This is a genomic window from Clavibacter sp. (genome assembly GCF_014802555.1).
GTDB lineage: Bacteria > Actinomycetota > Actinomycetes > Actinomycetales > Microbacteriaceae > Clavibacter > Clavibacter sepedonicus.
In genome coordinates this window covers 1-23581 of record NZ_JAAVCB010000031.1, presented here as the reverse complement: position 1 = coordinate 23581, position 23581 = coordinate 1, and the positions used below count along the sequence as shown (strand labels likewise).

Sequence of the window (23581 nt, the reverse complement as noted above, 5' to 3'; positions counted from 1 at the left end):
GGGCGACGGATCAAGCGGACGCGACCGCCGGGTGCAGGGCCTTCAGGTAGCGGCGCATGAACACGCCCTGGATGATCCGGAGCACCGGGCTCGCGAGCCGCATGGGCCACGACGCGGGGCGCGAGAAGACGCGGAGGGTGAGCCACACGCTGCCGTCGGGCTCGCGGGAGACGAGGAACGCCTCCTCGCCGCTCAGCGGGTGCCCGTGCACCGTGCCGTACGCGAAGCCCACTCGGTCGGTCTCCTGCACGGTGTAGACGACGCGGACGGGCGCCTCGGGGCGGAACGGCCCGAACGGCATGCGGAGCACGGCCGAGGTGCCCGACGTGATCCACGCGGTGCCGTCGTCGCCGTACAGCGTCTCCCGCGGGCGGTCCACCGGGACCTGGGGCACCCCGTCCTCGTCGAACTCGAGGCCCGTGTAGCCGGGGTCGTCCGGGACCTCCTGCTCGATGCGGGTGACCTCGATGCCGCTGCCGCGCTGCACGCCCCAGGTCATGAGGAGGGCGACGGCCTGCTCGAAGCGCTCGTCGCCGCTGCCGAGCCGGGCGCTCGCCTCCGCGGGACGGTAGCCCTCGGGCGGGTAGGTCATGAGGTCGACGGCCTGGGTGCCGCCGACGGAGCCGTACGTGACGGCGGTCGCGGTGTAGGTGCTGCGGCGCATGACGACAAGACTACGGCGTGGGGCTGCGCGGTCCCCTGACGCACGCGAGCACCCGTCCCACCGTCGCGCGACGTCGCGCCCGACATCGGGCTCGGAGCGACCTCGCCCCCTGCTCGGGGGTGCCCGAAGGCCCCTCCTCATCCGTGCGGATGACGTCGGAGGCGGATCCCTCATCCCCGCGCCGTAGCACGAAACGAAGCGTTATCCGTCCGTGACCCGGGGTTCTCCTAGGCGTCTCCTGCGCCCGATACGTTTCAGCCAAGGCCGGTCCGACCGGCTCAGGGGAACGTCATCTCGGGTGCACTCGACCCGGTCCGCAATGCGGTCCGGTCGTCGTCCGCGCCTCGATCCGTCGTACCCGCACATCCACTCCTCGCACCTCTCGACCACCGCGTCGACCATCGGAAGGCCATCGTGAACCGCTCCATCCCCGCCCTCGCCATCGCCGGAGCCCTCGTGCTCGGCAGCGCCATCGTCGCCGCGCCGGCGCAGGCGACCCCCGGCGACGGCACCTACTACTCCGTGCCCGGCACATCGTTCCTCTTCACGGTCGACGCGGTGGACGGGAAGCCTGCCCTCGGTGTCGCGACCTACGAGGAGTGGCAGGAGGACGGCTTCCCCTCCCCACGACCGGCGGCCGTCGAGTACCTCAAGTACACGTGGGACTCCACCATCTACCAGGACGCCACGGTCGACGGCGTGTCCTTCAGCACGCGCATCGACTACGCCACGTGGCGCTCCGTCGGCTTCCCCGCGCCGCGCACGGACCGCCTGGCGGCCGACTCCGAGATCCACCGCTACACGGGGTCCGATGAGCTCTTCGTCTGGGCGGGAGCCGCGTTCACGGACGACCCCGCGGTGCACAAGCTGACGTTCGCCGAGTTCGCGCACCTCGGATACCCTGCTGTCGACTACGAGTCCGAGCCCGAGTTCCGGAAGCTGTCCTGGAGCCCGAACATCGTCGGGCCGGTCGACCAGGCTGGCACCATCGGCGTCGTCGACTTCGCCACGTGGGACTACTACGCACGTCCGACGCCGCAGATCGTGACGTCGTTCGACGGTGACCGGTTCTGCAAGGCCGCGGGCTCCGCCGACATCCGCTACGTCGGCATCGCCGCGCCCAAGGGCGTGAAGCTCAGCTACGCGCAGTGGCGCGAGGCGGGCTTCCCCGCTCCCGGACGCTGCTGATCCCCGGGCGGGCAGCCGACCGGCTGCCCGCCTTCCCCTTCTCCACCTCCCACCTCATGACCCCATCGCCTCGGAAGGCCACCGTGAACCGCTCGATCCCCGCCCTCGTCCTCGCAGGCGCCCTCGTCCTGGGTGGAGCGCTCGTCGCCTCCCCCGCGCAGGCCGCGCCCAAGCACAGCGCCTACTACTCGGTCCCGTTCAGCGGCGACCTCTACGTCACTGATGCGACCGGGGGCGAGAAGTACGCCACGCCGGCGTACTTCGAGGACTGGAAGGCCGACGGCTTCCCCCAGCCCGTCGCGGCGACGATCTCCTACCGCGGCTTCACCTGGACGGAGGACATCTACGCCGACATCCAGACGGAGCCGGGCGCTGCATCGACGCTCGGCCTGACGTACTCGCAGTGGAGCGCCGCGGGCTCGCCGAAGCCGACGAAGAACGTGCTGCCCGTCAACGCCGGCGTGTTCAAGTACTCGTACTCGGACGAGCTCTTCGTCTTCGTCTTCGTCTTCAGCTTCGGGGACGACGTCCCGGTCAACCACAAGCTGACCTTCGCCGAGTACGCGGCACTGGGCTACCCCTCCTCGGACGTGCGTGAGGGAGGCTTCCGCAAGCTCTCCTGGCTCCCGGCGATCGTGGGACCGACCGTGCCCTCCTACGAGGTCGTGGCGATCGACTTCTGGACCTGGGAGTACTGGGGCACGCCCACGCCGCAGATCGTGAAGTCGTTCGACGGCGACCGGTTCTGCAAGGCCCCCGGCTCGGCGGACATCCGCTACGTCGGCATCGCCGCGCCGGACGGCGTGAAGCTTACCTTCAGCCAGTGGCGCGAGGCGGGCTTCCCCGCCCCTGCCCGCTGCTGATCACCCGGTGGGCAGCTGTCCGGCTGCCCCCCCCCGCACGACCTACAGGTAAGAAGGAACCCGCGCCATGAACCGATCATTCGCCGTCATCGTCGCCGGAGCGCTCGCGCTCGGCACGACCCTCACCGCAGCACCCGCCCTCGCGGCCACCGCAGCTGCCGCGCCCTCGGGCGCGAGCTACTACTCGCTCCCGTTCACCGACGACCTGTACCGGGTCGCTGGCGATGCGGAGCCGATGGCCGCCTCGTACGACGAGTGGAAGGCCGACGGGTTCCCGTCGCCGGTCCGCGCGTCGTTCACGACGCTCAAGTACACCTGGGCGCCGGAGATCTACGCGGACGTCGACCTGCCGGGTCAGGCCATCACCCTCGGGCTCGACTACGCCGGATGGCGCGCGGCCGGCTTCCCGACGCCGCGCACGGACGTGCTCGCGTCGGGCACCTTCATCTTCAAGTACGCCAGCTCGGACGAGCTGTTCGCGTCCACTGTCCGCTGGCAGACGGACACGGCCGACTTCCACAAGCTGACCTACGCCGAGTGGACCCGTATCGGTTCCCCCGCGGCCGATCTGGGTGGTGACGTCTCCTACGAGAAGCTCTCGTGGCTCTCGACGATCATCGGGCCGGACTACCAGACCGGCGAGCGCGGCTTCGTCGACTACGACGAGTGGGTCTACCTCGACCGTCCGACCCCGCGCGTCGTCGCGTCCTTCCGCGGCGACCGCTACTGCCAGGCAGCCGGATCCGACGACATCGTCTACCGCGGCGACGCCGCTCCGCAGGGCCTCACGATGAGCTACTCGCAGTGGGTCGCGGCCGGAAAGCCCGCGCGCACGCGCTGCTAGTACGAGAGATCGCACACGGCGGTCGGATCCCAGCCAAGCTCGGGTCCGACTGCACTGTGGTCTCCGCACCACCCCCACCAGCATCGTCCGAGAGGCCCCCATGAACCGCCCGCTCACCTCGCTCGCCCTCGTCGGCGCGCTGCTCGTCGGAGGAGCCCTCGCGGCTGCCCCCGCGAACGCCGTCGGCGACGACGGCACCGTCGTCTACTACTCGCTCCCGTTCCGGAGCGATCTCGTCCGCGTCGAACAGCCCAGCGATCAGCCCCAGGCCCTCATCACCACGGCGACGTACGCCCAGTGGCAGGCCGACGGCTTCCCGGCACCTGCCGCAGCAGGAGTCACGTACCACGCGTACACCTGGTCGCCCGACGTGCTCGCCGATCTCACCTTCGGCACCGACGACCGGGCCGAGGCGACGCGGTTGTCGTTCGCAGAATGGCAGCGGGTCGGATCCCCTCGACCCGTCACCACGTCCCTGCCGGAGGTCGGCTACGCGTTCAGCTACGGCTCGTCCTCGGAGGTGTTCGTGGACACCTTCCTCCTCTTCCTGCACGGCGGCACGCCGCTGACGGCGCCCACTCACAAGCTGACCTACGCCGAGTACGTCCACCTCGGCTCCGCTGAGCTCGCGTACAACGTCGCGGACAACTACCCGTTCTCCGGCATGTTCATGCGGAAGCTCGCGTGGAGTCCGGCGATCGTGTGGGAGATCCCGCAGAACGGCAGCGGCGACCTGCTCTCATACGACGACTGGGCGGCCCGCGCGTTCCCGACGCCGCAGGTCGTGAAGTCCTTCCCCGGTGACCGCTACTGCCAGGCCGCCGGATCCTCCGACATCACGTACCGCGGCTACGCGGCACCCGGTGGCGTGAAGATGAGCTACTCCCAGTGGGCCGCTGCCGGCCGGCCGGCTCCCGCTCGCTGCTGATCGTCCGTCACTGAACGCGGAAGCGCCCCCTGCCGAGAGGCAGGGGGCGCTTCGTCCATGCGGCGGACGGCTACTTGGCCTTCTTCTCCGTGTCGCCCGAGAGCGCGGCGATAAACGCCTCCTGAGGGACTTCGACGCGGCCGACCATCTTCATGCGCTTCTTGCCCTCCTTCTGCTTCTCGAGCAGCTTGCGCTTGCGGGTGATGTCGCCGCCGTAGCACTTGGCGAGCACGTCCTTCCGCATCGCGCGGATGGACTCGCGGGCGATGATCCGCGCGCCGATGGCCGCCTGGATCGGCACCTCGAACTGCTGGCGCGGGATGAGCTCCCGGAGGCGGCCCGTCATCAGAACGCCGTACGCGTAGGCCTTGTCGCGGTGCACGATGGCGCTGAACGCGTCCACCTGCTCGCCCTGCAGCAGGATGTCGACCTTCACGAGGTCGGAGTCCTGCGAGCCTGCGGGCTCGTAGTCGAGCGACGCGTAGCCGGCCGTCTTGCTCTTCAGGTTGTCGAAGAAGTCGAACACGATCTCGCCGAGCGGCATCGTGTAGCGGATCTCCACCCGGTCCTCGCCGAGGTACTCCATGCCGAGGAGGATGCCGCGCCGCGACTGGCACAGCTCCATGATCGTGCCGACGTAGTCCTTGGGCGCGAGGATCGCGGCCTTCACGACGGGCTCGGAGACGCTGACGATCTTGCCGCCCGGGAACTCGCTCGGGTTCGTGACCGTGACGGTCTTCTTGTCCTCGCTGGTGACCTCGTAGATCACGGACGGGGCGGTCGTGATGAGGTCGAGGCCGAACTCGCGCGACAGGCGCTCGGTGATGATCTCGAGGTGCAGCAGGCCGAGGAACCCGCAGCGGAAGCCGAAGCCGAGCGCGACGGAGGTCTCGGGCTCGTAGACGAGCGCGGCGTCGGAGAGCTTGAGCTTGTCGAGCGCGTCGCGGAGGTCGGGGTAGTCGGATCCGTCGATCGGGTAGAGGCCCGAGAAGACCATGGGCAGCGGCTCGGTGTAGCCGGGCAGCGCCTCGGTCGCGGGGCGCGCGGCGGTGGTGACGGTGTCGCCGACCTTCGACTGGCGTACGTCCTTCACGCCCGTGATGAGGTAGCCGACCTCGCCGACGCCCAGGCCGTCAGACGGCGTGGGCTCGGGCGAGCTGACGCCGATCTCGAGGATCTCGTGGGTGGCGCGCGTCGACATCATCGAGATCTTCTCGCGCGGGCTGAGCTTGCCGTCGATCATGCGGACGTAGGTGACCACGCCGCGGTAGGCGTCGTAGACCGAGTCGAAGATCATCGCGCGCGCGGCCGCGTCGGGGTCGCCGACGGGCGCGGGGATCGTGCGGGAGACGCGGTCGAGGAGGTCCTCCACGCCGGCGCCCGTCTTGCCGGAGACACGCAGCACGTCGGAGGGGTCGCCGCCGATGAGCGAGGCGAGCTCGGCCGCGTACTTGTCGGGATCGGCGGCCGGCAGGTCGATCTTGTTGAGCACCGGGATGATCGTCAGGTCGTTCTCGAGCGCGAGGTAGAGGTTCGCGAGCGTCTGGGCCTCGATGCCCTGCGCGGCGTCGACCAGGAGGATCGCGCCCTCGCACGCGGCGAGCGAGCGGGAGACCTCGTAGGAGAAGTCGACGTGGCCCGGGGTGTCGATCATGTTCAGCGCGTAGGTCTGCCCGTCGAGCTCCCACGGCATGCGCACGGCCTGGCTCTTGATGGTGATGCCGCGCTCGCGCTCGATGTCCATGCGGTCGAGGTACTGGGCGCGCATGGAGCGCGAGTCGACGACGCCCGTCATCTGCAGCATGCGGTCGGCCAACGTGGACTTGCCGTGGTCGATGTGGGCGATGATGCAGAAGTTGCGGATGGACGCGGGGTCGGTCGCGGCGGGCCGGAGGGCCTTCGTTGCTAGGGGGCTCACGCGTTCCTTAACGATGTGTCGACGGTGGGACGGGCACGACGATCATCCCACGGCGGGGCGAGCCGGATGCCCGGGAGGCCGCGCGAGGACCTCGGGATCTCAGAACCCGATGGCCGCGCCGCCGGGCAGCGCGTCGTCGAGGTCCGCGTCCTCCGTCTGCCCGAGGAGCGGCCGGACCAGCGGTCCCCCGTCGGAGCCCTGGACCGTCACGGCCTGCACCCCGACGGGGCGGGAGAAGGCCACGGCGCCCCCGGGCACGTCGAGGAAGTCCTGCGCGGAGTCGAGGTACGCGACCATGCGCGTACCCGACGGCAGGGCGGCCCGCTGCTCCTCGAGGGTGGCGCCCGGGCGCTGGACCTCGATGATGATCCGGCCGTCGACCTGCCAGCGCGCCGTCCCGGACGCAACCCGATCCACCCGCAGCTCGACGAGGACGGTGTCCCAGCGGGACCCCGCGGTGCCACCGGGCTGCGGGACGCGGGCGTCGCGCACGCGGACGACCGTGCCGACGACGACCGCGTCGCTCGCGGCGGCCATCGCCGTCGTGTCGGAGTACGGGTCGTAGTCGATCACGCCGTGGACGAATGCGCCGCGGGCGATGTCGACGTCGAAGGGCGCGTCGCCGACGGGCGCCGCCGGCGTGGGCGCGCGGCCCCCGCTCGGCCTGCCCACGAGGGCGGCGCCCACGACGGCGGCCGTGACGGCAGAGGCGGCCAGCCCCATGCAGAGCGCGCGACGTCGGGTCCAGCGCGCCGGTGATGCCCGGTGTGCGGTCGCGTACTCCTCGTCGGCGCGCGCCATGAGCAGCGCGCGTCCCCGATCGAGGGCGTCGTCCGTCACGGCCGGCGGATCGCCTCCCGCTCGCTCGATCGCGTCGAGCACCCGGTCATCCATCGTCCGCTCCGCTCCTCGCGCCCTGCGCGTCCTCGACGAGCGGACGCAGACGGCGCCTCGCCCGGTGCAGCCTGCTGCCGACCGTGCCTTCCGGGATGCCGAGCACACGGGCGATCCCGGCGTGGTCGAGTCCGCCCCACGCGTGCAGGAGGAGCACGTCGCGCTCGCGATCTGGCATCCGCGCGAGCTCCGCGCGGACGGCGTCGATCCCGCGAGCCGCGTCGAGCCGGTCCGACGCGGCGGCCTCGTCGTCCAGCGGCACCGATGCGTCGTGGAAGGCCGCCATGCCCCGGCGGGCATGAGCGTCGCTCCGTCGATGGCGGTGCAGCAGGTTCGTGGCGATGCCGAGCAGCCAGGGCAGCGCATCCGGGCGCTCGAGGTCGTAGGTCGTGCGCCGTTCGAAGGCGACGAGGAACGTCGAAGACATCACGTCATCCGCGGCCTGCATGCCGACCGCGCGCGCTGCGTACCGGTGCACGGTCGGCGCGTGCCGGTCGTACAGCTCGGCGAACGCCCGAGGGGTCGTCGACGACCGCTCGATGATGTCGCTGTCGGTGCTCACATCCGGTATCGCCCGGCGCGGGTCCGTGCTTTCACGCTCCATGACGTCCGGGCGTGTCGCGAGGGCTGTCGACGGACGCGGTGCGCGTCAGCGGCGCACGATGTCGTCGACGGCCGCGTCGAGCTCCGGCCAGCGGAAGCGGTAGCCCGCGGCCTCGAGCGTCTCCGGGACGACCCAGCGGCTCTTGAGGACGAGCTCCGGCTCCGTGCGGAACAGCCACATGCCGACCTCGAGCATCCACCGGTTCGCAGCCAGCCCGACGGGCATGCCGACGGCGCGGCGGAGGACCTTCATCAGTCGGCGGTTCGTGACCGGCGCGGGGCTGGACGCGTTGACCGGGCCCTCGAGCGACGCGGTGTCGCGCACGAAGCGGATGATGCCGACCAGGTCGTCGATGTGCAGCCAGCTGAAGACCTGGCGGCCGTGGGTGGGCTGGTGGACGTGGTGGGCGCCGGCGCGGATCCGGGACGGGCGTCCGGGGAAGCGCCCGTCGAGCTGCGGACCGCCGAGGCCGAAGCGCGCGAGGCCGAGGAGCGGCTGCAGCGCGCCGTCGCGGCCGAGCACGATCGCGATGCGGAGCGCCACGCGGCGGGTGGCCGGCAGGTCGGGGGCGAAGAACGCGCGCTCCCACGCGCGGCCGACCGACGGGGAGAAGTCGTCGCCGAGCTCGCCCGTCGACTCGGTCTGCGGACGGTCGGTCGCGTGCCGGTAGACGGTGGCGGTGGAGGCGTTGATCCACACCGGCACGGGCCGCGCGCTGTCGGCGACGGCACGTGCCAGCTCAGCCGTCGTCTCCACGCGCGAGAGCAGGATCTCCCGGCGGTTCGCGGCGCCGTACCGGCAGTTGACGCTCTTGCCCGCCAGGTTCACGAGGAGGTCGGCGCCGTCGACGATGCGGCGGATCCCGTCCTCGTCGCCCCAGCGCGCGTCCGCGCCCGAGCGGCCGATCGTGAGCACCCGGTAGCCCTCGTCGGACAGCTCGCGCACGAGCACTTGCCCGATGAAGCCCGACGCGCCCGCGACGACCGCGATGCGGGCCGAGGCCTCCCCCGCGGCGTCGCTCATGCGCCGAAGCGCGTGCGTCGCTCGACCGTGGTGCCCTGGCCGTCGGCCCACGTGTAGACCGTGTCGCCGCCGATGATGACGTGCTCGGCGCGCGACCGCACGTCGAGCGGGTCGCCCGACCAGATCACGACGTCGGCGTCGAGGCCGGGCGTGAGGGCGCCCACGCGGTGGTCGAGGCGGAGGATCATGGCCGGGTTCGCCGTGATGGCGCGGAGCGCGACGTCGGCGGGCAGGCCGTCCTTCACCGCGAAGGACGCCTGGTGCACGAGGAAGTCGATGGGCACGACGGGCGCGTCGGTCGTGATCGCGACGAGGACGCCGGCGCGGTGCAGGGCCGCGAGGTTCGCCACGGCGCGGTCGCGCAGCTCGACCTTGGAGCGCGAGGTGATCATCGGGCCGAAGATGACGGGGATCCCGCGCTCGGCGAGCACGTCGGCGATCTTGTCGCCCTCGGTGCCGTGGTTGACGACGAGGCGGTAGCCGAACTCGTCGGCCAGGCGGATCGCGGTGGCGATGTCGTCGTGGCGGTGGGTGTGCTGATCCCAGGCGAGCTCGCCGTCGAGGACGCGCACGAGCGTCTCCTTGCCGAGGTCGCGCGAGAAGGGCGTGCCCTCCTTCTCCGCGTGGTCGCGGGCGGCGCGGTAGTCCTCGGCGTCGCGGAAGGCGCGGCGGATCACCATGGCGACACCCAGGCGCGTCGACGGCGTCTTGCCCTTGTCGCCGTACACGCGCTTCGGGTTCTCGCCGAGCGCGCTCTTCACGCTGACGGAGTCGCTCACGAGCTGCTCGTCGATCGTGCGACCGCCCCACGACTTGATGGCGACGGACTGGCCGCCGATCGGGTTGCCCGAGCCGGGCTTGACGACGATGGTCGTGACGCCGCCCTTGAGCGCGTCGCGGAAGCCCTCGTCGTCGATGTCGATGGCGTCGATCGCCCGCACCGAGCTCATGTCGGGGTCGGTCATCTCGTTGGTGTCGTTGCCCGCGGGGCCGTTGGCCTCCTCGTGGATGCCGACGTGGCCGTGCGCCTCGACGAAGCCGGGGAGCACCCAGCGTCCGCTCGCGTCGATCACGGTGGCGCCCTCGGGGACATCGACGTCGCCGGCCTGGCCGACCGCGGCGACGAGGCCGTCGCGGAGGAGGACGGTGCCGCCGGGGATGGGAGCGCCGTCGACGGGGACGACGTGGCCGCCGACGATCGCGGTGACGGAGGAGGCGGAGGCGCGGACGGGATCGGCGCTGTCGGAGATGGGCATGATCCGAGCCTAGGACGCGGGCGCGGCGCGGCCATGCGACGGGCGGGGCGCGCCGACGCGGGGTGTCGGTACGCTCGCGTGATGGGCATCCCCGACTTCGTCGTCTCCCTCCGCGAGCGGATCGGCACCACTCCCCTGTGGCTCTCGGGCGTCACCGCCGTGATCCTCGACGGCCCGCGCGTCCTCCTCGTCCGGCGCGGCGACACCGGCGCGTGGGCTCCCGTGACGGGGATCCTCGATCCCGGCGAGGAGCCGGCCGTGGCCGCTTGGCGCGAGGCGCAGGAGGAGACCGGCGTGACCGTGGAGGTGGAGCGGCTGGTGGGAGTCGGCACGACGGGCGAGATCACCTACCCCAACGGCGACCGCGCCAGCTACCTCGACCTGACGTTCCGCTGCCGCTACGCGTCGGGCGAGGCGCGCGTCAACGACGACGAGTCGCTCGAGGTGGCCTGGTGGCCCGTGGACGCGCTGCCGGACATGTCCGCCGACTTCCTCGCGCGGATCCGGAACGCGCTCGACGACGAACCGGAGACCCGCTTCGTGCGTCCCGGCGACGACCTCCCCGGCCACGACCACGACGCGCGGGGCTCCGCCGCCTGATTTCCGGGCCTGGACCTGGTATCGTCGCCTGTTGGCTTGCGTGTGATCCTCCCCGATCACGCGGTATCGCCGCAGGCGCCCTCTCTCGCTGAGCGGCAACTCATACGACGACAATTCGAACGGAAGACATAACACGTGGCAAACATCAAGTCGCAGATCAAGCGCATCGGCACCAACAAGAAGGCCCAGGAGCGCAACAAGGCCGTCAAGAGCGAGCTGAAGACGGCCATCCGCTCCGTCAAGACCGCCATCTCCGCGGGCGACAAGGACGCGGCCGTCAAGGCCGTCAGCCTCGCCGGCAAGAAGCTCGACAAGGCCGCCAGCAAGGGCGTCATCCACAAGAACCAGGCCGCGAACCGCAAGGGCGCGATCGCCAAGCAGGTCGCCAAGATCGGCTGACCTCCCCTGGTGTGATCGACGGGCCCCGCGCATCGCGCGGGGCCCGTCGTCGTACCCGGGTGCGGGTCGCGGGCCTGCCGGTCGACCGCGACGGCGGCGACGGCGACGACCGTCAGTCGCGACCGCGGGAGGCGACGGTGCGCACCATGCGCTCCAGCGAGTACACCGGATCCCGCCCGCCGCCCTTGACCTGCGCGTCCGCCTCGGCGAGGGCCTCGACGGCGCGGCCGAGGCCGGCGTCGTCCCATAACTGCAGGTCGCGCCGGGCCCGGTCGACCTGCCACGGCGCCATGCCGAGCTTCGACGCCAGCTGTCCCGACGCGCCGGAGACGCCCGACACCTTCGCCATCGTGCGGATCTTCATGGCGAAGGCGGCGATGAGCGGCACCGGGTCAGCGCCCGAGGTGAGCGCGTGGCGGAGCAGGACGAGGGCCTCGCCGCTGCGACCCGCGATGGCGGAGTCGGCCACCGCGAAGGCGTTGATCTCGACGCGGCCGCCGTAGTACTGGTCGACCGTGACCTCGGTGATCTCGTGCGCGGTGTCCGAGATGAGCTGCTGGCACGCCGACGCGAGCTCGCTCACGTCGTCCTGGAACGCCGCCACGAGCTGCCGCACGGCGCCCGGCGTGATGGAGCGCTTCGCCGCCCGGAACTCGGCGACGGCGAAGTCGTGCTTCTCGCTGTCCTTCTTGAGCTCGGCGCACACGACCTCGATGCCGCCGCCCTGGCCCGAGCGCACCGCGTCGAGCAGCTTCTTGCCGCGCACTCCCCCGGCATGCCGCAGCACGACGTACGTGTTGTCGGCCGGCTGCTCGAGGTACGCGACGGCGTCGAGCAGGAACTGGTCCGAGCACTTCTCCACGTTCACGACCCGGATGAGCCGCGGCTCCGCGAACAGCGACGGGCTCGCCAGCGTGATGAGCTCGCCGGGCGCGTAGGAGTCGGCCTCGATGTCGGAGACCTCGATGCGGGGATCCTCCGCCGTGAGGATGTCGCGCAGGCGCCGCATCGCCCGGTCGGCGAGGAGGGCCTCCGTGCCCGACACGAGGACGACGGCCGCCGGCCGCACCGCGTCCCACGCGAGCTGCGGGATGGCCGCGGAGGGCTTCGCCGCCGTGGTGCGGGACGTCCTGGTCGCCATGCGGGTCCTTCCGGGAGGTGCGGGATGCGGATGCGGATGCGGGATGCGGAGTGCGAGGGACGGGGTGCGGGGCCGTGCGCCGGGCGAGACGGGGTCGGGCGGATCCAGGTTAGCCGTCGGGTGGGACATCGCCCGGCCAGGCGACGACGGCCGGAGCGCGCCGCGGTGGCCGCGGACGACCGAGCGCCACCACGGCGACGACCAGGGCGGTCGCGACCACGAGCGCGATGACGCCTGCCGGCCCCGCCGCCCACGGCACGTGCCCCGCGGGAAGGTGGGACACGACGGAGGCGACCGCGGCGATCCACGACGCGGGCAGCCACGCGAGCCGCAGCACGAGGACGCCCGCTGCCGGCCACATCGGGAGGACGACGCAGGCGACGAGTCCGCCGATGGTGGCGGGCGCGGCGGCGGGCTCGGCCAGGATGTTGGCGAGCACCCCGTGCACGGGCAGGCCGGGTTGCAGCACGAGGAGCACCGGCTGGCACGCCACCTGCGCCGCGACCGGGATCGCCAATGCCTCGGCCAGGCGGCGCGGCATGTGGCGCGCCAGGCGGTCCGCGAGCGGGGGCGCCAGCACGAGCAGCCCGGCCGTCGCCAGCACGCTCAGGGCGAAGCCGAGGTCGCGCGCGAGCCAGGGATCGCCGGTGAGCAGGACGACCACGGCCACCGCCAGCGCGGGCAGACCGCGGGACGGCCGACCGGATGCGGTGGAGACGATGAGCACGGCGGCCATGACGGCGGCCCGCAGCACGCTGGGCTGCGGCGTCACCAGGATCACGAACGCGCCGAGGGCCGCCAGCGCCGCGACGGCCCGCGCTGGTCGACGCATCCCGACGGCGGCCGCCAGGGCGAGCACGAGCCCCACGATGACCGCGCAGTTCGCCCCGGAGACGGCCGTGAGGTGCGTCAGCGAGCTGTCCTTCATGGTCTGCGCGAGGTCCGGGCCCACCGCGGACACGTCGCCGATCGCGAGGCCGGGCAGCAGCTGCGCTCCCGGTCCGCGGAGGTCGGTCGCGGCGTCGGCGAGACCTGCGCGGAGGTGGTCGGCGACGCCGAGCGGGCCGGCGGGAGCGCCCGTGGGCTCGGGCGCGCCGCGGGCGAGGAGGAGGTACGCGGCCCGGTCGGCCGGATCCGCGGGCCGGACGGCGGCGCTCACCCGCACCACCGTCCCCACCCCGAGGCGGGCGCTCCCGGATCCGTCGTGCTGGTCGTCGGCGCCCGTGGCGAAGACCACGACCGGCAGGGGCCGGCAGTTGGATCCTGCGGTCGACGGTCCGACCGCCGGCCTCGCGGCCGACGTGGATGGCGGTGAGGTGGGCGACCAGACGCACCCGGTGGGGGCGGCCGGATCCGCTCCCGGAGTGCGCGCCCATCGGGGCCGGAGGCTCGTCGACGACCGCGTCGGCGACCACCATGCCGTCCGCGTGCGCCGCGGCCTCGAGGACCTCCGGGTGGCGCGACGGCTCGCGGGCGGCGGCGGCGCCGAGCAGCATGGCCGTCACCCCGGCGGCGACCGCCAGAGCGGCCGCACCTCGGCGCATCCGCACAGCGGACGCTCGCGCTCGGGGCCGTCCCCGCTGACGATGGACGCGCGGCCCGGCGTGCGCGGATCCCGTCACGGTGGGACGCGTCCTTGAGCGCGCGGCCGATCGGATCGCGATCCCGGCGGACACCAGCGCCACCGACGCGGCGACGACGGCCGCGACCCCGGACGCACCGCGGACGCCGATCGCGACCGCCGAGGTCGTCCAGCCGACGGCGGCGGGGATCGCCAGTCGGAGGTCGACCTGCGGCCCGGCCGATCCCCACGGCCTCCGGGCCGCCCGACCCGACCCGGCGCCCGCACGCACCTCCCCCATCACACCCGCACCAGCGGCGTGAGCGACGCGAGCGTGCGGTCGCCGATGCCGGGCACGCGGCCGAGGTCGGCGACGCGGGCGAAGCGGCCGTGCGCGGACCGCCACGCGATGACGCGCGCGGCCAGGGACGGTCCGACGCGCGGGAGCGTCTCCAGCTGCTCCGCGGTGGCGGTGTTGAGGTCCACGGGCGCTGACGGGGTCGCGGTCCCCCCCCCCCCGGCGGCGCCGCCCGCGCCGGCCGCGCCCGACGGGGCAGGTGCCGCGGACGCCTCGCCCTGGCGGGGGACGACGAGCTGCTCGCCGTCGGAGAGGACGCGCGCCAGGTTCACGCCCGCGGTGTCCGCCCCGTCGGCGAAGCCGTGCGCGGCGGTCAGTGCGTCGACCACGCGGCTCCCCGGCGCGAGGGGGTAGAGGCCCGGGGAGACGACCGCGCCGACGACGTGCACGTAGATGGGCGTCCGCGCGCCGTCGGCGGATCCGCCCGTCCCGCCCGTCTCACCGGTCGCGTCGCCTGCGGCGCCTGGGTCCCCAGCCCCGGAGTCCCCGGATGCGTCGCCGTCCGCGGAGTCGCTGGCCGCGCCGGCGTCCGAGCTCGCATGCGTCGCCGAGCTCGGATGCGCGACGGCGGGAGCCGTCGGGGACGCCTGGCTGGCCGACTGGACGGCGGTGACCAGGATCGTCACCACGAGCGCGGCGCCGACCAGCACGACCGCCGCCCCGATGCCGACGCGGAGCCGGACGCGCACCCGCTGACCGGGCGGCGGATGCGCACCGTCGGGCGCGGGCGGCGCCGCGATGCCGCCGTCGGCCTCCTCGTCGTCGCGTGGCGGTGGCGATGGCCGCGCGTCGTCGGAGGGCCAGGCCGCGTCGGGCTCCCATCCGTCGTCCGCCCATCCCGGCCGCTCGGGGGCATCGGGTCCGGGACGGGGACGGCGGAGGGGGCGCATGCGGGCACGGTAGGCGGCGCGCGGGGACGCCCGGGCCCCGCGCCCGGTTCTGGGGATCGCCGTCACGGATCCGCCCTGGGATGGAGCGAGGGCGGCCCGTCGCCGGACCGCCCTCGACTTCACCGCGCCATCGGGTGGCCGCGCCCTCAGGGGGCGGGGGCCGTGGTGATGCTCACGATCTTGGGCGCGCGGACGATGCGGTACGTCTTCAATCACGTGTCAACGATGTCTGCGGCTGCAGAGGTAAGTTCGAAGTTCCTTGCGTCCCGTAAATCTACAAGACAGGAATGTCTTCAGCCTTTCAGTGGGGTAGCCCTTAAACTCCTTAAGGCACTCGCGATACATGCGCTGTCCGGTGCCTCAGAGTCAAGGACCTCCCCCGCTCCTGCACTGAAGTGCATGACACCATTGCGAACGTTTTTTACTTCTGTGAGTAGGTCAAGACAGACCTTTTGATCCAATGATATACCGGCTGCCTTCCAGACGTCCGCGTCCTGAAGTGCATGAATATATTCTCCAAAGCTCATATCAATGGCGCCCCGAAAATCGGTCGCGTTACGCCGATTCGGCGTCAATCGCCCTTGTAGGCGCGGAATGGGAGATTTGTCGAGAAGGATGCGCAAGCGCGTCTCAATCTCTTGTAACTGAATATAGATGCCCGCGGACGAGTGGAATGCCTGCGCCAGATCGCTTGCCGTGATAATTCCATCGACCCGTCCATCCGGAGCGCGATAGAAGAGGAACTCTTTGTCAATAATGCTGATAACGTGATCAAGGAAGTCGTCGGATGAAGATGCGACATGGCTCCTCGGTCCTTGAATGTCCGCGGCTTTTGCCAGATTCAGGTCACCACGGTACTGAGCGATGCTCTGCCAAGTGATGACCCCGTGCATATTTTTCTTGTCGTTGCTCAGGACTGGCACCTGAGAGATGTCCTTCATGATCATGAGGGTCTGCACTTTGACGGCCGGCATTTCTAGACCACAAGAGATCAGACCGTCGTACTCACCGACGAAGGCTGAGACAGGCAGAGCGGTGACAGTTTTGGGTTGAGGAATTTTATCGCGAGGGTCGTAAATAACGACGTCACCATAGTAGTCTGCATTTTCAATTTCTGGCTCGCAAATTAGTCCATTGGACTTCAGTCGGTCATTAATTTGCTTATTCACTACCGCGCCACGGCGCGCATTCCCATTTAGGTGAATGAGTCGCTTAGTTGGCATTATCCAAGGCTTCCCCTTCTTTACAAGCGTGAGAAAGTCGTTCAGGTTTTTTATCTGCTCACCTTCGAACATATCTTTCGTGAACTCTTGCGGTTGAATGACCGGCGTCGTAGTCGTCATTAGTTTCCCTGGGCTGGGTGGCGGTGACACCGAACATCAAATCAGGATGGTCGAGTCTTGGATCGTATGTCAAACCTAGCCATCAACTGCTGGGAGAGTAGACCCTAGAACGGGGGTGTTTTAAGCGGCACCCAAACCCTGCACTAGGAGCGCATTATAATTTTCGTGATAGTCTCGAGAATTTCACGCATCCCAGTTGGGGAGAAAAACTGCTACAGTATTTGATCACTTGGGTCGTGTAGATAAAGTTGCGGAGTTGCATGCCCTGGTTTTATCGGAACGCGTGTTGTAATCAACGTCATGCTCAGTAGGGGCGCATACCCGGCCGCCAGAGTGCATTTGTCATTCGAGGCGCCCCCTCAGGGAGCGGGGGTCGTGGTGATGCTCACGATCTTGGGCGCGCGGACGATGACCTTGTCGATCGTGCGCCCCGCGGTGGATCGCCTGACGCCCGCGGTCTCGCGCGCGAGGGCCTCGAGCTCGTCCGCCCCGATCTTCGCGTCGACCTCGAGCTTGTCGCGCACCTTGCCGTCGACCTGCACGACGGCCGTGACCGTGGTCTGCACGAGCAGGTTGCGGTCGGCCTTGCGCCAGCCCGCGAAGGCCACCGAGCCCTCGCGACCGAGGCGCTTCCACATGTCCTCCGCGGTGTACGGCGCGAACAGGCTCAGCGCGACGGCCACGACCTCCGTCGCCTCGCGCACCGCCGCGTCGCCGCCGCCCGGACCCTGGTCGATGGTCTTGCGGATCGCGTTGACCAGCTCCATCGTGCGCGCGATGACGACGTTGAACTTGAACGCCTCGAGCATGCCGGGCGCCTCGGCGAGGAACCGGTGGGTGACGCGGCGGAGAGCTTCGTCCCCCGTCTTCCACTCGACCTCGGGCGCACTCGTGATGTCGCCCGTGAGGCGCCACGCCCGCGCCAGGAACTTGGCGGAGCCGGACGGGGAGACGTCCTCCCAGTCGATGTCGTCCTCCGGCGGGCCGGCGAACGCCATCGTCAGGCGGATGGCGTCGACGCCATGGCGGTCCATCTCGGATCCGAGGTCGACGCCGCCCTTGCTCTTCGACATCTTGCTGCCGCCGGAGAGCACCATGCCCTGGTTGAGCAGCGCGCTGAACGGCTCGGTGAAGGTGACGTAGCCGAGGTCGAACAGCACCTTCGTGATGAAGCGCGAGTACAGCAGGTGCAGGATGGCGTGCTCCACGCCGCCCACGTACTGGTCGATGGGCGCCCAGCGGTCGGCGTCGGCCGGGTCGAACGCCTTCGTGGCGTCGTTCGGCGACAGGAAGCGCAGCCAGTACCAGGAGCTGTCCATGAACGTGTCCATGGTGTCAGGGTCGCGCGTGGCGGGGCTGCCGTCGACGGGACTCGGCACGTTCGACCACGCGGTGGCCGCCGCGAGGGGCGACTTGCCCTTCGGCGTGAGGTCGAGCCCCTCGGTGTCGGGCAGGCGCACGGGCAGCTGGTCCTCGGGCACGCGGATCTCGCTGCCCTCGGCGTCGTAGACGATGGGGATGGGCGTGCCCCAGAAGCGCTGGCGGGAGATGAGCCAGTCGCGCAGACGGTAGTTCTTCGCGGCGCGGCCGCGGCCCTCCGCCTCGAGCTGCTCGATGACGCGCTTGATGGCGGGCTGCTTGCTCAGCCCGTTGAGGGATCCGGAGTTGATGAGGCGGCCCTCGCCGGGCAGCGCGACGCCCGTGCGACCGGGCAGCACCTCCTCGAGGTCCGGCAGCTCGCCGTCCTCGGGGATGATGCGGATGGCGCCCGTGACGGGCTGCGTGGTGTCGACCACCACGCGCACCGGCAGGTCGAAGGCGCGCGCGAAGTCGAGGTCGCGCTGGTCGTGCGCGGGGACGGCCATGACCGCGCCCGTGCCGTAGTCGGCGAGCACGTAGTCGGCTGCCCAGACGGGGATCCGCTCGCCGTTGACCGGGTTGATCGCCGTGAGGCCGAGCGGGATGCCGGTCTTCGGGCGGTCGGTGGTGGATCGCTCGATCTCGTTGAGGCGCTGCGTGCGCTCCAGGTAGCCGCGGAACGACTCGCGGACCTCCTCCGACGCGCCCTCCACGAGCTCGGCCGCGAGGTCGCTGTCGGGCGCGACGACCATGAAGGTCGCGCCGTGCAGCGTGTCCGGGCGCGTGGTGAAGACCGTGACGGGCTCGTCGCGACCCTCGACGACGAAGTCGACCTCGGCGCCGATCGAGCGGCCGATCCAGTTGCGCTGCATGCTGAGGACCTTGGCGGGCCACGTGCCCTCGAGCTGGTTGAGGTCGTCGACGAGGCGGTCGGCGTAGTCGGTGATGCGCAGGTACCACTGCGTGAGCTTCTTCTTGACGACCACGGCACCCGAGCGGTCGGACGTGCCGTCGGGCAGGACCTGCTCGTTAGCGAGCACCGTCTGGTCCACCGGGTCCCAGTTGACCCAGCTGTCCTTGCGGTAGGCGAGGCCCTTCTCGTGCATCTTGAGGAACAGCCACTGGTTCCACCGGTAGTACTCGGGGTCGCTCGTGTGCAGCTCGCGCTCCCAGTCGAAGGAGAGGCCGTAGCGCTTCATCGACTGCTTCTGCGTCTCGATGTTGGCGTAGGTCCACTCGCGCGGGTCGACGCCGCGCTTGATGGCGGCGTTCTCGGCGGGCAGGCCGAAGGAGTCCCAGCCGATGGGGTGCAGCACGTTGAAGCCCTGCTGACGCCAGTAGCGCGCGACCGCGTCGCCGAGCGCGAACGCCTCCGCGTGACCCATGTGCAGGTCGCCCGAGGGGTACGGGAACATGTCGAGGATGTACTTGCGGGGGCGGCTGTCGCTCGCGTCCGGCGTGCGGAACGGCTGCTCGCGCTCCCAGACCTCCGACCACTCGGCCTCGATGGCGCGGAAGTCGTAGGTCTCGCCGGGGGTGTCGGGGGTCTCGTGTGCCAAGGGCGCTCTCGATTCGATGCGGGGGTCGCGGCCGTGAAGGCCTCGACAAGACTAGTGAACGCGCGGGGCCCGTCCCGAACGGGTGGGAGGGGTCCGGATCAGGCCGGGTGGGGCGCCCTGGGGAGGGGCGGGCCCGGTGACTCCACGTGATCGCGAAGGGACGGGACGTGACCCGCGCGGAGGGCGGCCAGGAGCGGCGCCGCCTTCACGCGCACCTCGTCGAGCTCCTCCTCGGGGACGGACAGCGCGGTGATCCCGCCCCCGGCACCGACCGTGGCGCGGCCGTCCGTGACGACGACCGAGCGGATCACCATGGCGAGGTCGACGCGGCCGTCGTCGCCGAACCATCCGAACGCGCCCGCGTAGACGCCGCGGGGTCCGCCCTCGAGCGCCCGGAGGATGCCGACGGCGGCGGACTTCGGGGCGCCCGTCATGGATCCCGCCGGGAACAGGGCCCGCACGGCGTCGAGGGCGGACACGCCGGGCGCGAGCTCCCCCTCGACGCGGCTCACGAGCTGGTGCACCTGCGCGTAGGCCTCCACGGCGAACAGGCTCGTGACCCGGACGGATCCGAGCACGCAGACGCGGCTGAGGTCGTTGCGCATGAGGTCGACGATCATGACGTTCTCCGCACGCTCCTTGTCGCTCGCGAGGAGCTCGGCGCGTGCGCGGACGTCGGCCGCGGGATCCGCGTGGCGGGGGCGCGTGCCCTTGATGGGCATGGTGCGCAGCGTCCCGCGCGCGTCGACCTCGACGAAGCGCTCGGGCGACGCGCTGACCAGCGCCGTCGAGCCCACCCGCAGGAAGGCGCCGTGGTGCGTCGGGCTCAGGGTGCGGAGGGCGAGGTGCACGCGGACCGGGTCGACGCGGCCCGGGACGGACGCGCTGTTGGTGAGGCACAGCTGGTACGCGTCGCCGCGGCGGATGGACTCCTGGCAGGAGCGGATCAGGTCGAGGTACGCGGCGTCGTCATGGCGCCAGACGGGGGATGCGGGGACGTCGTCGCCGGCATGGGCGGCCGGGGCGCGAGCGCCGGATGAGGTGACGCGGGCCATCTCCTCCTCCACGGCGAGCGGCCACGCGTCCCCCGCTCGCGCGACGGCCCAGACCTCACCCGCCGCGTGGTCGAAGGCGAGGAGACGGTCGACGCGGATGGCAGCGGCCGGCACGGAGGCGTCGACCTCGGGTGCGCTCGGCGGGGCGTGATGCAGCGGCACAGTCTCGCTCCAGGCGTCGTGCGGGATCCAGCCGACGAGGCCCAGGCGGAAAGCCAGGCCGTCCGGGAGCGCGTCGACCTCGACGTCGACCTCGGAGGGGGCGGAGGGTGTCGCGGCGGACGCGGGCAGCAGCTCCGCCAGCCCCGCAAAGACGCCGTGGGGCCACTCAGCGACCGTGCCCGCCGACACCGCCAGGTAGCTCCAGCCCTCCCCCGCCGAGTCGTCGAGCCAGGCCACGTCGCCGGCCGACTCCGCGGCGAAGAGGGCGAGGAAGACCGACTCCGGGTCGTGCCATCCCGCCAGCCGCCGCCCGATGACCGGCCGCGCGGCGCGCGCCTCGCCCTCGTGCATGGTCGGCCTCCCGGTGTCGTGAGCGCACCCGGCGGCCGCCTAGCCTCAAGGGTATGAGTTCCGAGACGATCCTCCGGTGGACCGCGGCGGGCTGGGCGGCGGAGGCCGCGGATCCCGCCGGTGGAGGAGCCGAGGAGCCTCGACCGGCCGGCCACCGGGTGCTCGCAGCCGACTCGTTCCTCGTCGAGGAAGGCCGCGTGCTCGCGCTCGACGTGCACCGCCAGCGGTTCCTGGCCTCGCTGCGCCTGCAGTCGGCGGCCGTGCCGGATCCCGCCGCCTTCCTCGACGCCGCGGTGCGGGTGCTTCCCCGCGACGGCGCGTGGTTCCCGCGCGTGGAGGCGCTGCGCGGTCCCGACGGCGACGTCGCGAGGCTCCTCATCCGGCCCGCGCCGGAGCGCACGGCCTTGGTGGTGCTCCGCGATCACGACGGCCCGGATCCGCGCACGATGCCGCGCGTCAAGGGACCCGATCTGCACGCGCTCGGCGCCCTGCGCAGCCGCGCGGCCCGGTTCGGCGCGGGCGAGGCGGTGATCCTCGCGGACGACGGCACGATCGTGGAGGGCGCCTACAGCGCGATCCTGTGGTGGCACGGCGACGCCCTCGCCGTCGTCGAGGGCGACGTGCCGCGGATCCCGAGCGTCACGGAGCGCAGCATCGTCGCCCTCGCGACGGCCCTCGGTATCGACGTGCTGCACGAGCGGGCGCGGCCCTCGGACCTCGACGGCCGCGAGGTCTGGGCCGTCAGCGCGCTGCACGGGATCCGCCTGGTGCGCGGGTGGATTGACGGCCCGGCCACCGCGGCCGAGCCCGGCCGGGTGCGGGCCTGGCGCACGCGGCTGGACGCGCTGCGGCGCGAGCTGCCCGCGGGCTGAGGCGCGCTCGCCCCGGGCTCGCGGGGCCGGATCACTCCGCGACGCGCAGCTGCACCGTCCTGTCCACGAGGTCGTCGGGCACCTCCGTGTGCGTGAGCAGGAGCACCCCGCGGCCGTGGTCGCGGGCGGCGACGAGCACGTCCCGCAGCACCGCGCGGGCCTGCTCGGCGTCCACGTCCGCCGTCGGCTCGTCGAGCACGAGCACCGGGAAGTCGGCGAGCAGGGCCCGCGCCAGGTCGATGCGCTGCGCCTGCCCGCCGGAGACGAGTCCGCCGCGGTCACCCACGCGCGCGTCGAGGCCGCCCCGATCGGCGGCCCACCCCGCGAGGCCCACGCGCGCGAGCACGCCGACGAGCTCGTCGTCGGTCGCGCCATCGCGGGCGAAGAGCAGGTTCTGCCGGATGCTCGCGTCGAAGAGGTGCGGCGCTTGCTCGCAGAGGCCGACGATCCGCCGCACGGCCGACGGCGGCATAGACCTGGCGTCCCGCCCCTCCAGCTCGTAGGCGCCGCGCGACTCGAGGAACCGCGCGAGGGCGGCCGCGAGCGACGACTTCCCGGATCCGCTCGGGCCGCGCACGACCACCGTCTCCCCCGGCCGCACCACGAGCGAGACCGGCGCGAGGGCGTCCTGCCCGGCTCCCGGCCAGCGCGTGACCAGGTCGCGGACCTCGAGCGTCGTGCCCCGGGCCGGTGCGGCGACGGGGACGGGGTCCGCGTCGGCGCGCACCGGCTCCCGCGGGATCTCGTCGGGCACCGACTCCGGCACGACACCCGCCACGCGGGCGGCGCTCGTGCGCACGCGCCGCCACGCCTGCACCGCGAGGGGCACCGCCGTCGCCTGCTCGACGAGCGCGAGCGGCACCAGCGCGGCCAGCGCGAGCCACGCGGGATCCAGCGCGCCGGACGCGAGCCCCGGCACGCCCTGCAGCACGGTCCAGCCGGCGACCACGCCCGTGCCGGCGAGCACGACGCCCGTGGTGATGCCCGCCGCGGAGGCGCTCCGGAGCTCCGCGCGCCGGAGGTCGGCCGCGGCCCGGTCGATCGCGGCGAGGCGGTCGTCCACCGCCCCGAACGCGGTCAGCACGTCGAGGCCGCCGACGAGGTCGAGCACGAGGTCCTGCAGCAGGGCGCGGAGCGGCGCGATCCGCGTCTCGGTGCGCCCCGCGAGCGCGGTGGTCGCGCCGACCCCGACGACGAGCGCGACCGCGAGCGCGACGAGCAGGGCGATCCCCGCCGCGGGCAGCACCGCCCAGACGACCGCGACGCTCGCCGCCTGCACGAGCACCGACACCGCGAGCGGCTGGACGACGCGCAGCGGCAGGTCCTGGAGCCGGTCGACGTCGCCGACGAGCCGGGTGAGGAGGTCGCCGCGGCGCGTGTCGCGGAGCCCGGCGGGCGCGAACGGGAGGAGCCGCTCGAAGACGCCCACGCGCAGCGTCGCCAGCGCGCGGAAGGCCGCGTCGTGGCTCGTGATGCGCTCGAGGTAGCGGAACGCGGCCCGCCCGAGCGCGAACGCGCGGACCCCGACGATCGCCATGCCGAGGAACAGGATGGGCGGCTGCTCGGACGCGCGCGTGATGAGCCAGGCCGAGGTCGCGAGGAGCGCGACCGCGGCGACGGCGCTCGCGAGACCGGCGAGGAGCCCGGGCAGGGCGCGCCGGGCGGGCGGCTGCGCGAGCCGGAGGACGTCGTCGCGGTTCACGGCGCCACCTGCGCGCGCCAGGCGGGCTCGGGCGCGATGCGCGCGGG

The 23581-nt window shown here is 71.9% G+C and carries 21 protein-coding genes; 8 read left to right on the top strand and 13 right to left on the bottom strand.

The annotated features are described in order from the left end of the window. Positions 1-10 precede the first annotated feature (10 nt). Positions 11-664: a DUF1990 domain-containing protein gene (locus tag HDR73_RS04005; RefSeq protein ID WP_041464556.1), complete on the bottom strand. Its 654-nt coding sequence runs from the start codon at positions 662-664 to the stop codon at positions 11-13. 414 nt (positions 665-1078) lie between these two features. Between HDR73_RS04005 and HDR73_RS04000 the strand changes: the two genes are divergently transcribed. The 4 genes from HDR73_RS04000 to HDR73_RS03985 all read left to right on the top strand — a co-directional run bounded on the left by HDR73_RS04000 (position 1079) and on the right by HDR73_RS03985 (position 4487). Further along, positions 1079-1852 (top strand): hypothetical protein, encoded by a 774-nt coding sequence (locus HDR73_RS04000; protein WP_012299091.1) that lies wholly within the window; start codon positions 1079-1081, stop codon positions 1850-1852. Positions 1853-1908: 56 nt separating this feature from the next. Next, positions 1909-2715 (top strand): hypothetical protein, encoded by an 807-nt coding sequence (locus HDR73_RS03995; RefSeq protein ID WP_012299092.1) that lies wholly within the window; start codon positions 1909-1911, stop codon positions 2713-2715. Positions 2716-2782: 67 nt separating this feature from the next. Further along, the gene (locus tag HDR73_RS03990) at positions 2783-3559 is read left to right on the top strand and encodes a hypothetical protein (protein WP_012299093.1); all 777 of its coding nucleotides are present in this window, start codon (positions 2783-2785) and stop codon (positions 3557-3559) included. Positions 3560-3659: 100 nt separating this feature from the next. Next, positions 3660-4487, top strand: a complete 828-nt coding sequence (locus HDR73_RS03985; protein ID WP_012299094.1) for a hypothetical protein — start codon at positions 3660-3662, stop codon at positions 4485-4487. 70 nt (positions 4488-4557) lie between these two features. Here HDR73_RS03985 and lepA read toward each other — a convergent pair whose 3' ends face one another. The 5 genes from lepA to HDR73_RS03960 all read right to left on the bottom strand — a co-directional run bounded on the left by lepA (position 4558) and on the right by HDR73_RS03960 (position 10182). Beyond that, positions 4558-6405 (bottom strand): translation elongation factor 4, encoded by a 1848-nt coding sequence (gene lepA, locus HDR73_RS03980; protein WP_012299095.1) that lies wholly within the window; start codon positions 6403-6405, stop codon positions 4558-4560. Positions 6406-6504: 99 nt separating this feature from the next. Next, complete coding sequence (locus tag HDR73_RS03975; protein WP_041464557.1) at positions 6505-7299, bottom strand: hypothetical protein; 795 nt, start codon at positions 7297-7299, stop codon at positions 6505-6507. Next, positions 7292-7861, bottom strand: coding sequence for an RNA polymerase sigma factor (locus tag HDR73_RS03970; RefSeq protein ID WP_198433861.1), 570 nt, complete (start codon positions 7859-7861; stop codon positions 7292-7294). The genes HDR73_RS03975 and HDR73_RS03970 overlap by 8 nt, the downstream gene beginning before the upstream one ends. Before the next feature lie 87 nt (positions 7862-7948). Further along, a complete protein-coding gene (locus HDR73_RS03965) occupies positions 7949-8926 on the bottom strand; it encodes an epimerase (RefSeq protein WP_012299098.1) in 978 nt (325 codons plus the stop codon). Next, positions 8923-10182 carry an amidohydrolase gene (locus HDR73_RS03960; RefSeq protein WP_012299099.1) on the bottom strand — a complete coding sequence of 420 codons (1260 nt, stop codon included), beginning with the start codon at positions 10180-10182 and terminating at the stop codon, positions 8923-8925. Before HDR73_RS03960 ends, HDR73_RS03965 begins: the two co-directional genes overlap by 4 nt. Positions 10183-10263: 81 nt before the next feature. On the opposite strand from HDR73_RS03960, the gene HDR73_RS03955 reads away from it, so the two are divergent. Then, positions 10264-10782 (top strand): NUDIX hydrolase, encoded by a 519-nt coding sequence (locus HDR73_RS03955; protein ID WP_041464558.1) that lies wholly within the window; start codon positions 10264-10266, stop codon positions 10780-10782. A 135-nt stretch (positions 10783-10917) separates the two neighbouring features. Beyond that, positions 10918-11181, top strand: coding sequence for a 30S ribosomal protein S20 (gene rpsT / locus HDR73_RS03950; protein ID WP_012299101.1), 264 nt, complete (start codon positions 10918-10920; stop codon positions 11179-11181). A 112-nt stretch (positions 11182-11293) separates the two neighbouring features. Here rpsT and holA read toward each other — a convergent pair whose 3' ends face one another. Beyond that, positions 11294-12322, bottom strand: coding sequence for a DNA polymerase III subunit delta (gene holA / locus HDR73_RS03945; RefSeq protein ID WP_012299102.1), 1029 nt, complete (start codon positions 12320-12322; stop codon positions 11294-11296). 109 nt (positions 12323-12431) lie between these two features. Beyond that, on the bottom strand, positions 12432-13559 hold the full coding sequence (locus HDR73_RS03940; RefSeq protein WP_223842613.1) for a ComEC/Rec2 family competence protein: 1128 nt from the start codon (positions 13557-13559) through the stop codon (positions 12432-12434). On the opposite strand from HDR73_RS03940, the gene HDR73_RS03935 reads away from it, so the two are divergent. Continuing rightward, positions 13546-13962 carry a hypothetical protein gene (locus tag HDR73_RS03935; RefSeq protein ID WP_287136243.1) on the top strand — a complete coding sequence of 139 codons (417 nt, stop codon included), beginning with the start codon at positions 13546-13548 and terminating at the stop codon, positions 13960-13962. The two genes, HDR73_RS03940 and HDR73_RS03935, sit on opposite strands and share 14 nt — an antisense overlap. Before the next feature lie 221 nt (positions 13963-14183). On the opposite strand, the gene HDR73_RS03930 is transcribed toward HDR73_RS03935, so the two are convergent. The 4 genes from HDR73_RS03930 to HDR73_RS03915 form a co-directional block, all read right to left on the bottom strand. Continuing rightward, a complete protein-coding gene (locus HDR73_RS03930) occupies positions 14184-15131 on the bottom strand; it encodes a ComEA family DNA-binding protein (RefSeq protein ID WP_287136242.1) in 948 nt (315 codons plus the stop codon). A 293-nt stretch (positions 15132-15424) separates the two neighbouring features. Then, complete coding sequence (locus tag HDR73_RS03925; RefSeq protein ID WP_012299104.1) at positions 15425-16474, bottom strand: CBS domain-containing protein; 1050 nt, start codon at positions 16472-16474, stop codon at positions 15425-15427. A 359-nt stretch (positions 16475-16833) separates the two neighbouring features. Next, complete coding sequence (gene leuS / locus HDR73_RS03920; protein ID WP_012299105.1) at positions 16834-19392, bottom strand: leucine--tRNA ligase; 2559 nt, start codon at positions 19390-19392, stop codon at positions 16834-16836. A gap of 98 nt (positions 19393-19490) precedes the next feature. Then, on the bottom strand, positions 19491-20960 hold the full coding sequence (locus tag HDR73_RS03915) for an anthranilate synthase component I family protein (RefSeq protein ID WP_012299106.1): 1470 nt from the start codon (positions 20958-20960) through the stop codon (positions 19491-19493). Between the two features lie 53 nt (positions 20961-21013). Between HDR73_RS03915 and HDR73_RS03910 the strand changes: the two genes are divergently transcribed. Next, entirely contained in the window at positions 21014-21832 is an 819-nt protein-coding gene (locus tag HDR73_RS03910; protein WP_041464561.1) for an aminotransferase class IV, read from the top strand. Between the two features lie 31 nt (positions 21833-21863). On the opposite strand, the gene cydC is transcribed toward HDR73_RS03910, so the two are convergent. After that, positions 21864-23534 (bottom strand): thiol reductant ABC exporter subunit CydC, encoded by a 1671-nt coding sequence (cydC, locus tag HDR73_RS03905; protein WP_012299108.1) that lies wholly within the window; start codon positions 23532-23534, stop codon positions 21864-21866. Positions 23535-23581: the final 47 nt, after the last annotated feature.

Excerpts from the sequence above, each read along its gene's own strand:
- HDR73_RS04005 (WP_041464556.1), bottom strand. The coding sequence starts at position 664 with ATGCGCCGCAGCACCTACACCGCGACCGCCGTCACGTACGGCTCCGTC.
- HDR73_RS03995 (WP_012299092.1), top strand. The coding sequence starts at position 1,909 with ATGACCCCATCGCCTCGGAAGGCCACCGTGAACCGCTCGATCCCCGCC.
- HDR73_RS03990 (WP_012299093.1), top strand. The coding sequence starts at position 2,783 with ATGAACCGATCATTCGCCGTCATCGTCGCCGGAGCGCTCGCGCTCGGC.
- HDR73_RS03985 (WP_012299094.1), top strand. The coding sequence starts at position 3,660 with ATGAACCGCCCGCTCACCTCGCTCGCCCTCGTCGGCGCGCTGCTCGTC.
- HDR73_RS03975 (WP_041464557.1), bottom strand. The coding sequence starts at position 7,299 with ATGGATGACCGGGTGCTCGACGCGATCGAGCGAGCGGGAGGCGATCCG.
- HDR73_RS03965 (WP_012299098.1), bottom strand. The coding sequence starts at position 8,926 with ATGAGCGACGCCGCGGGGGAGGCCTCGGCCCGCATCGCGGTCGTCGCG.
- HDR73_RS03960 (WP_012299099.1), bottom strand. The coding sequence starts at position 10,182 with ATGCCCATCTCCGACAGCGCCGATCCCGTCCGCGCCTCCGCCTCCTCC.
- HDR73_RS03955 (WP_041464558.1), top strand. The coding sequence starts at position 10,264 with ATGGGCATCCCCGACTTCGTCGTCTCCCTCCGCGAGCGGATCGGCACC.
- holA (WP_012299102.1), bottom strand. The coding sequence starts at position 12,322 with ATGGCGACCAGGACGTCCCGCACCACGGCGGCGAAGCCCTCCGCGGCC.
- HDR73_RS03930 (WP_287136242.1), bottom strand. The coding sequence starts at position 15,131 with ATGCGCCCCCTCCGCCGTCCCCGTCCCGGACCCGATGCCCCCGAGCGG.
- HDR73_RS03925 (WP_012299104.1), bottom strand. The coding sequence starts at position 16,474 with ATGACGACTACGACGCCGGTCATTCAACCGCAAGAGTTCACGAAAGAT.
- HDR73_RS03915 (WP_012299106.1), bottom strand. The coding sequence starts at position 20,960 with ATGCACGAGGGCGAGGCGCGCGCCGCGCGGCCGGTCATCGGGCGGCGG.
- HDR73_RS03910 (WP_041464561.1), top strand. The coding sequence starts at position 21,014 with ATGAGTTCCGAGACGATCCTCCGGTGGACCGCGGCGGGCTGGGCGGCG.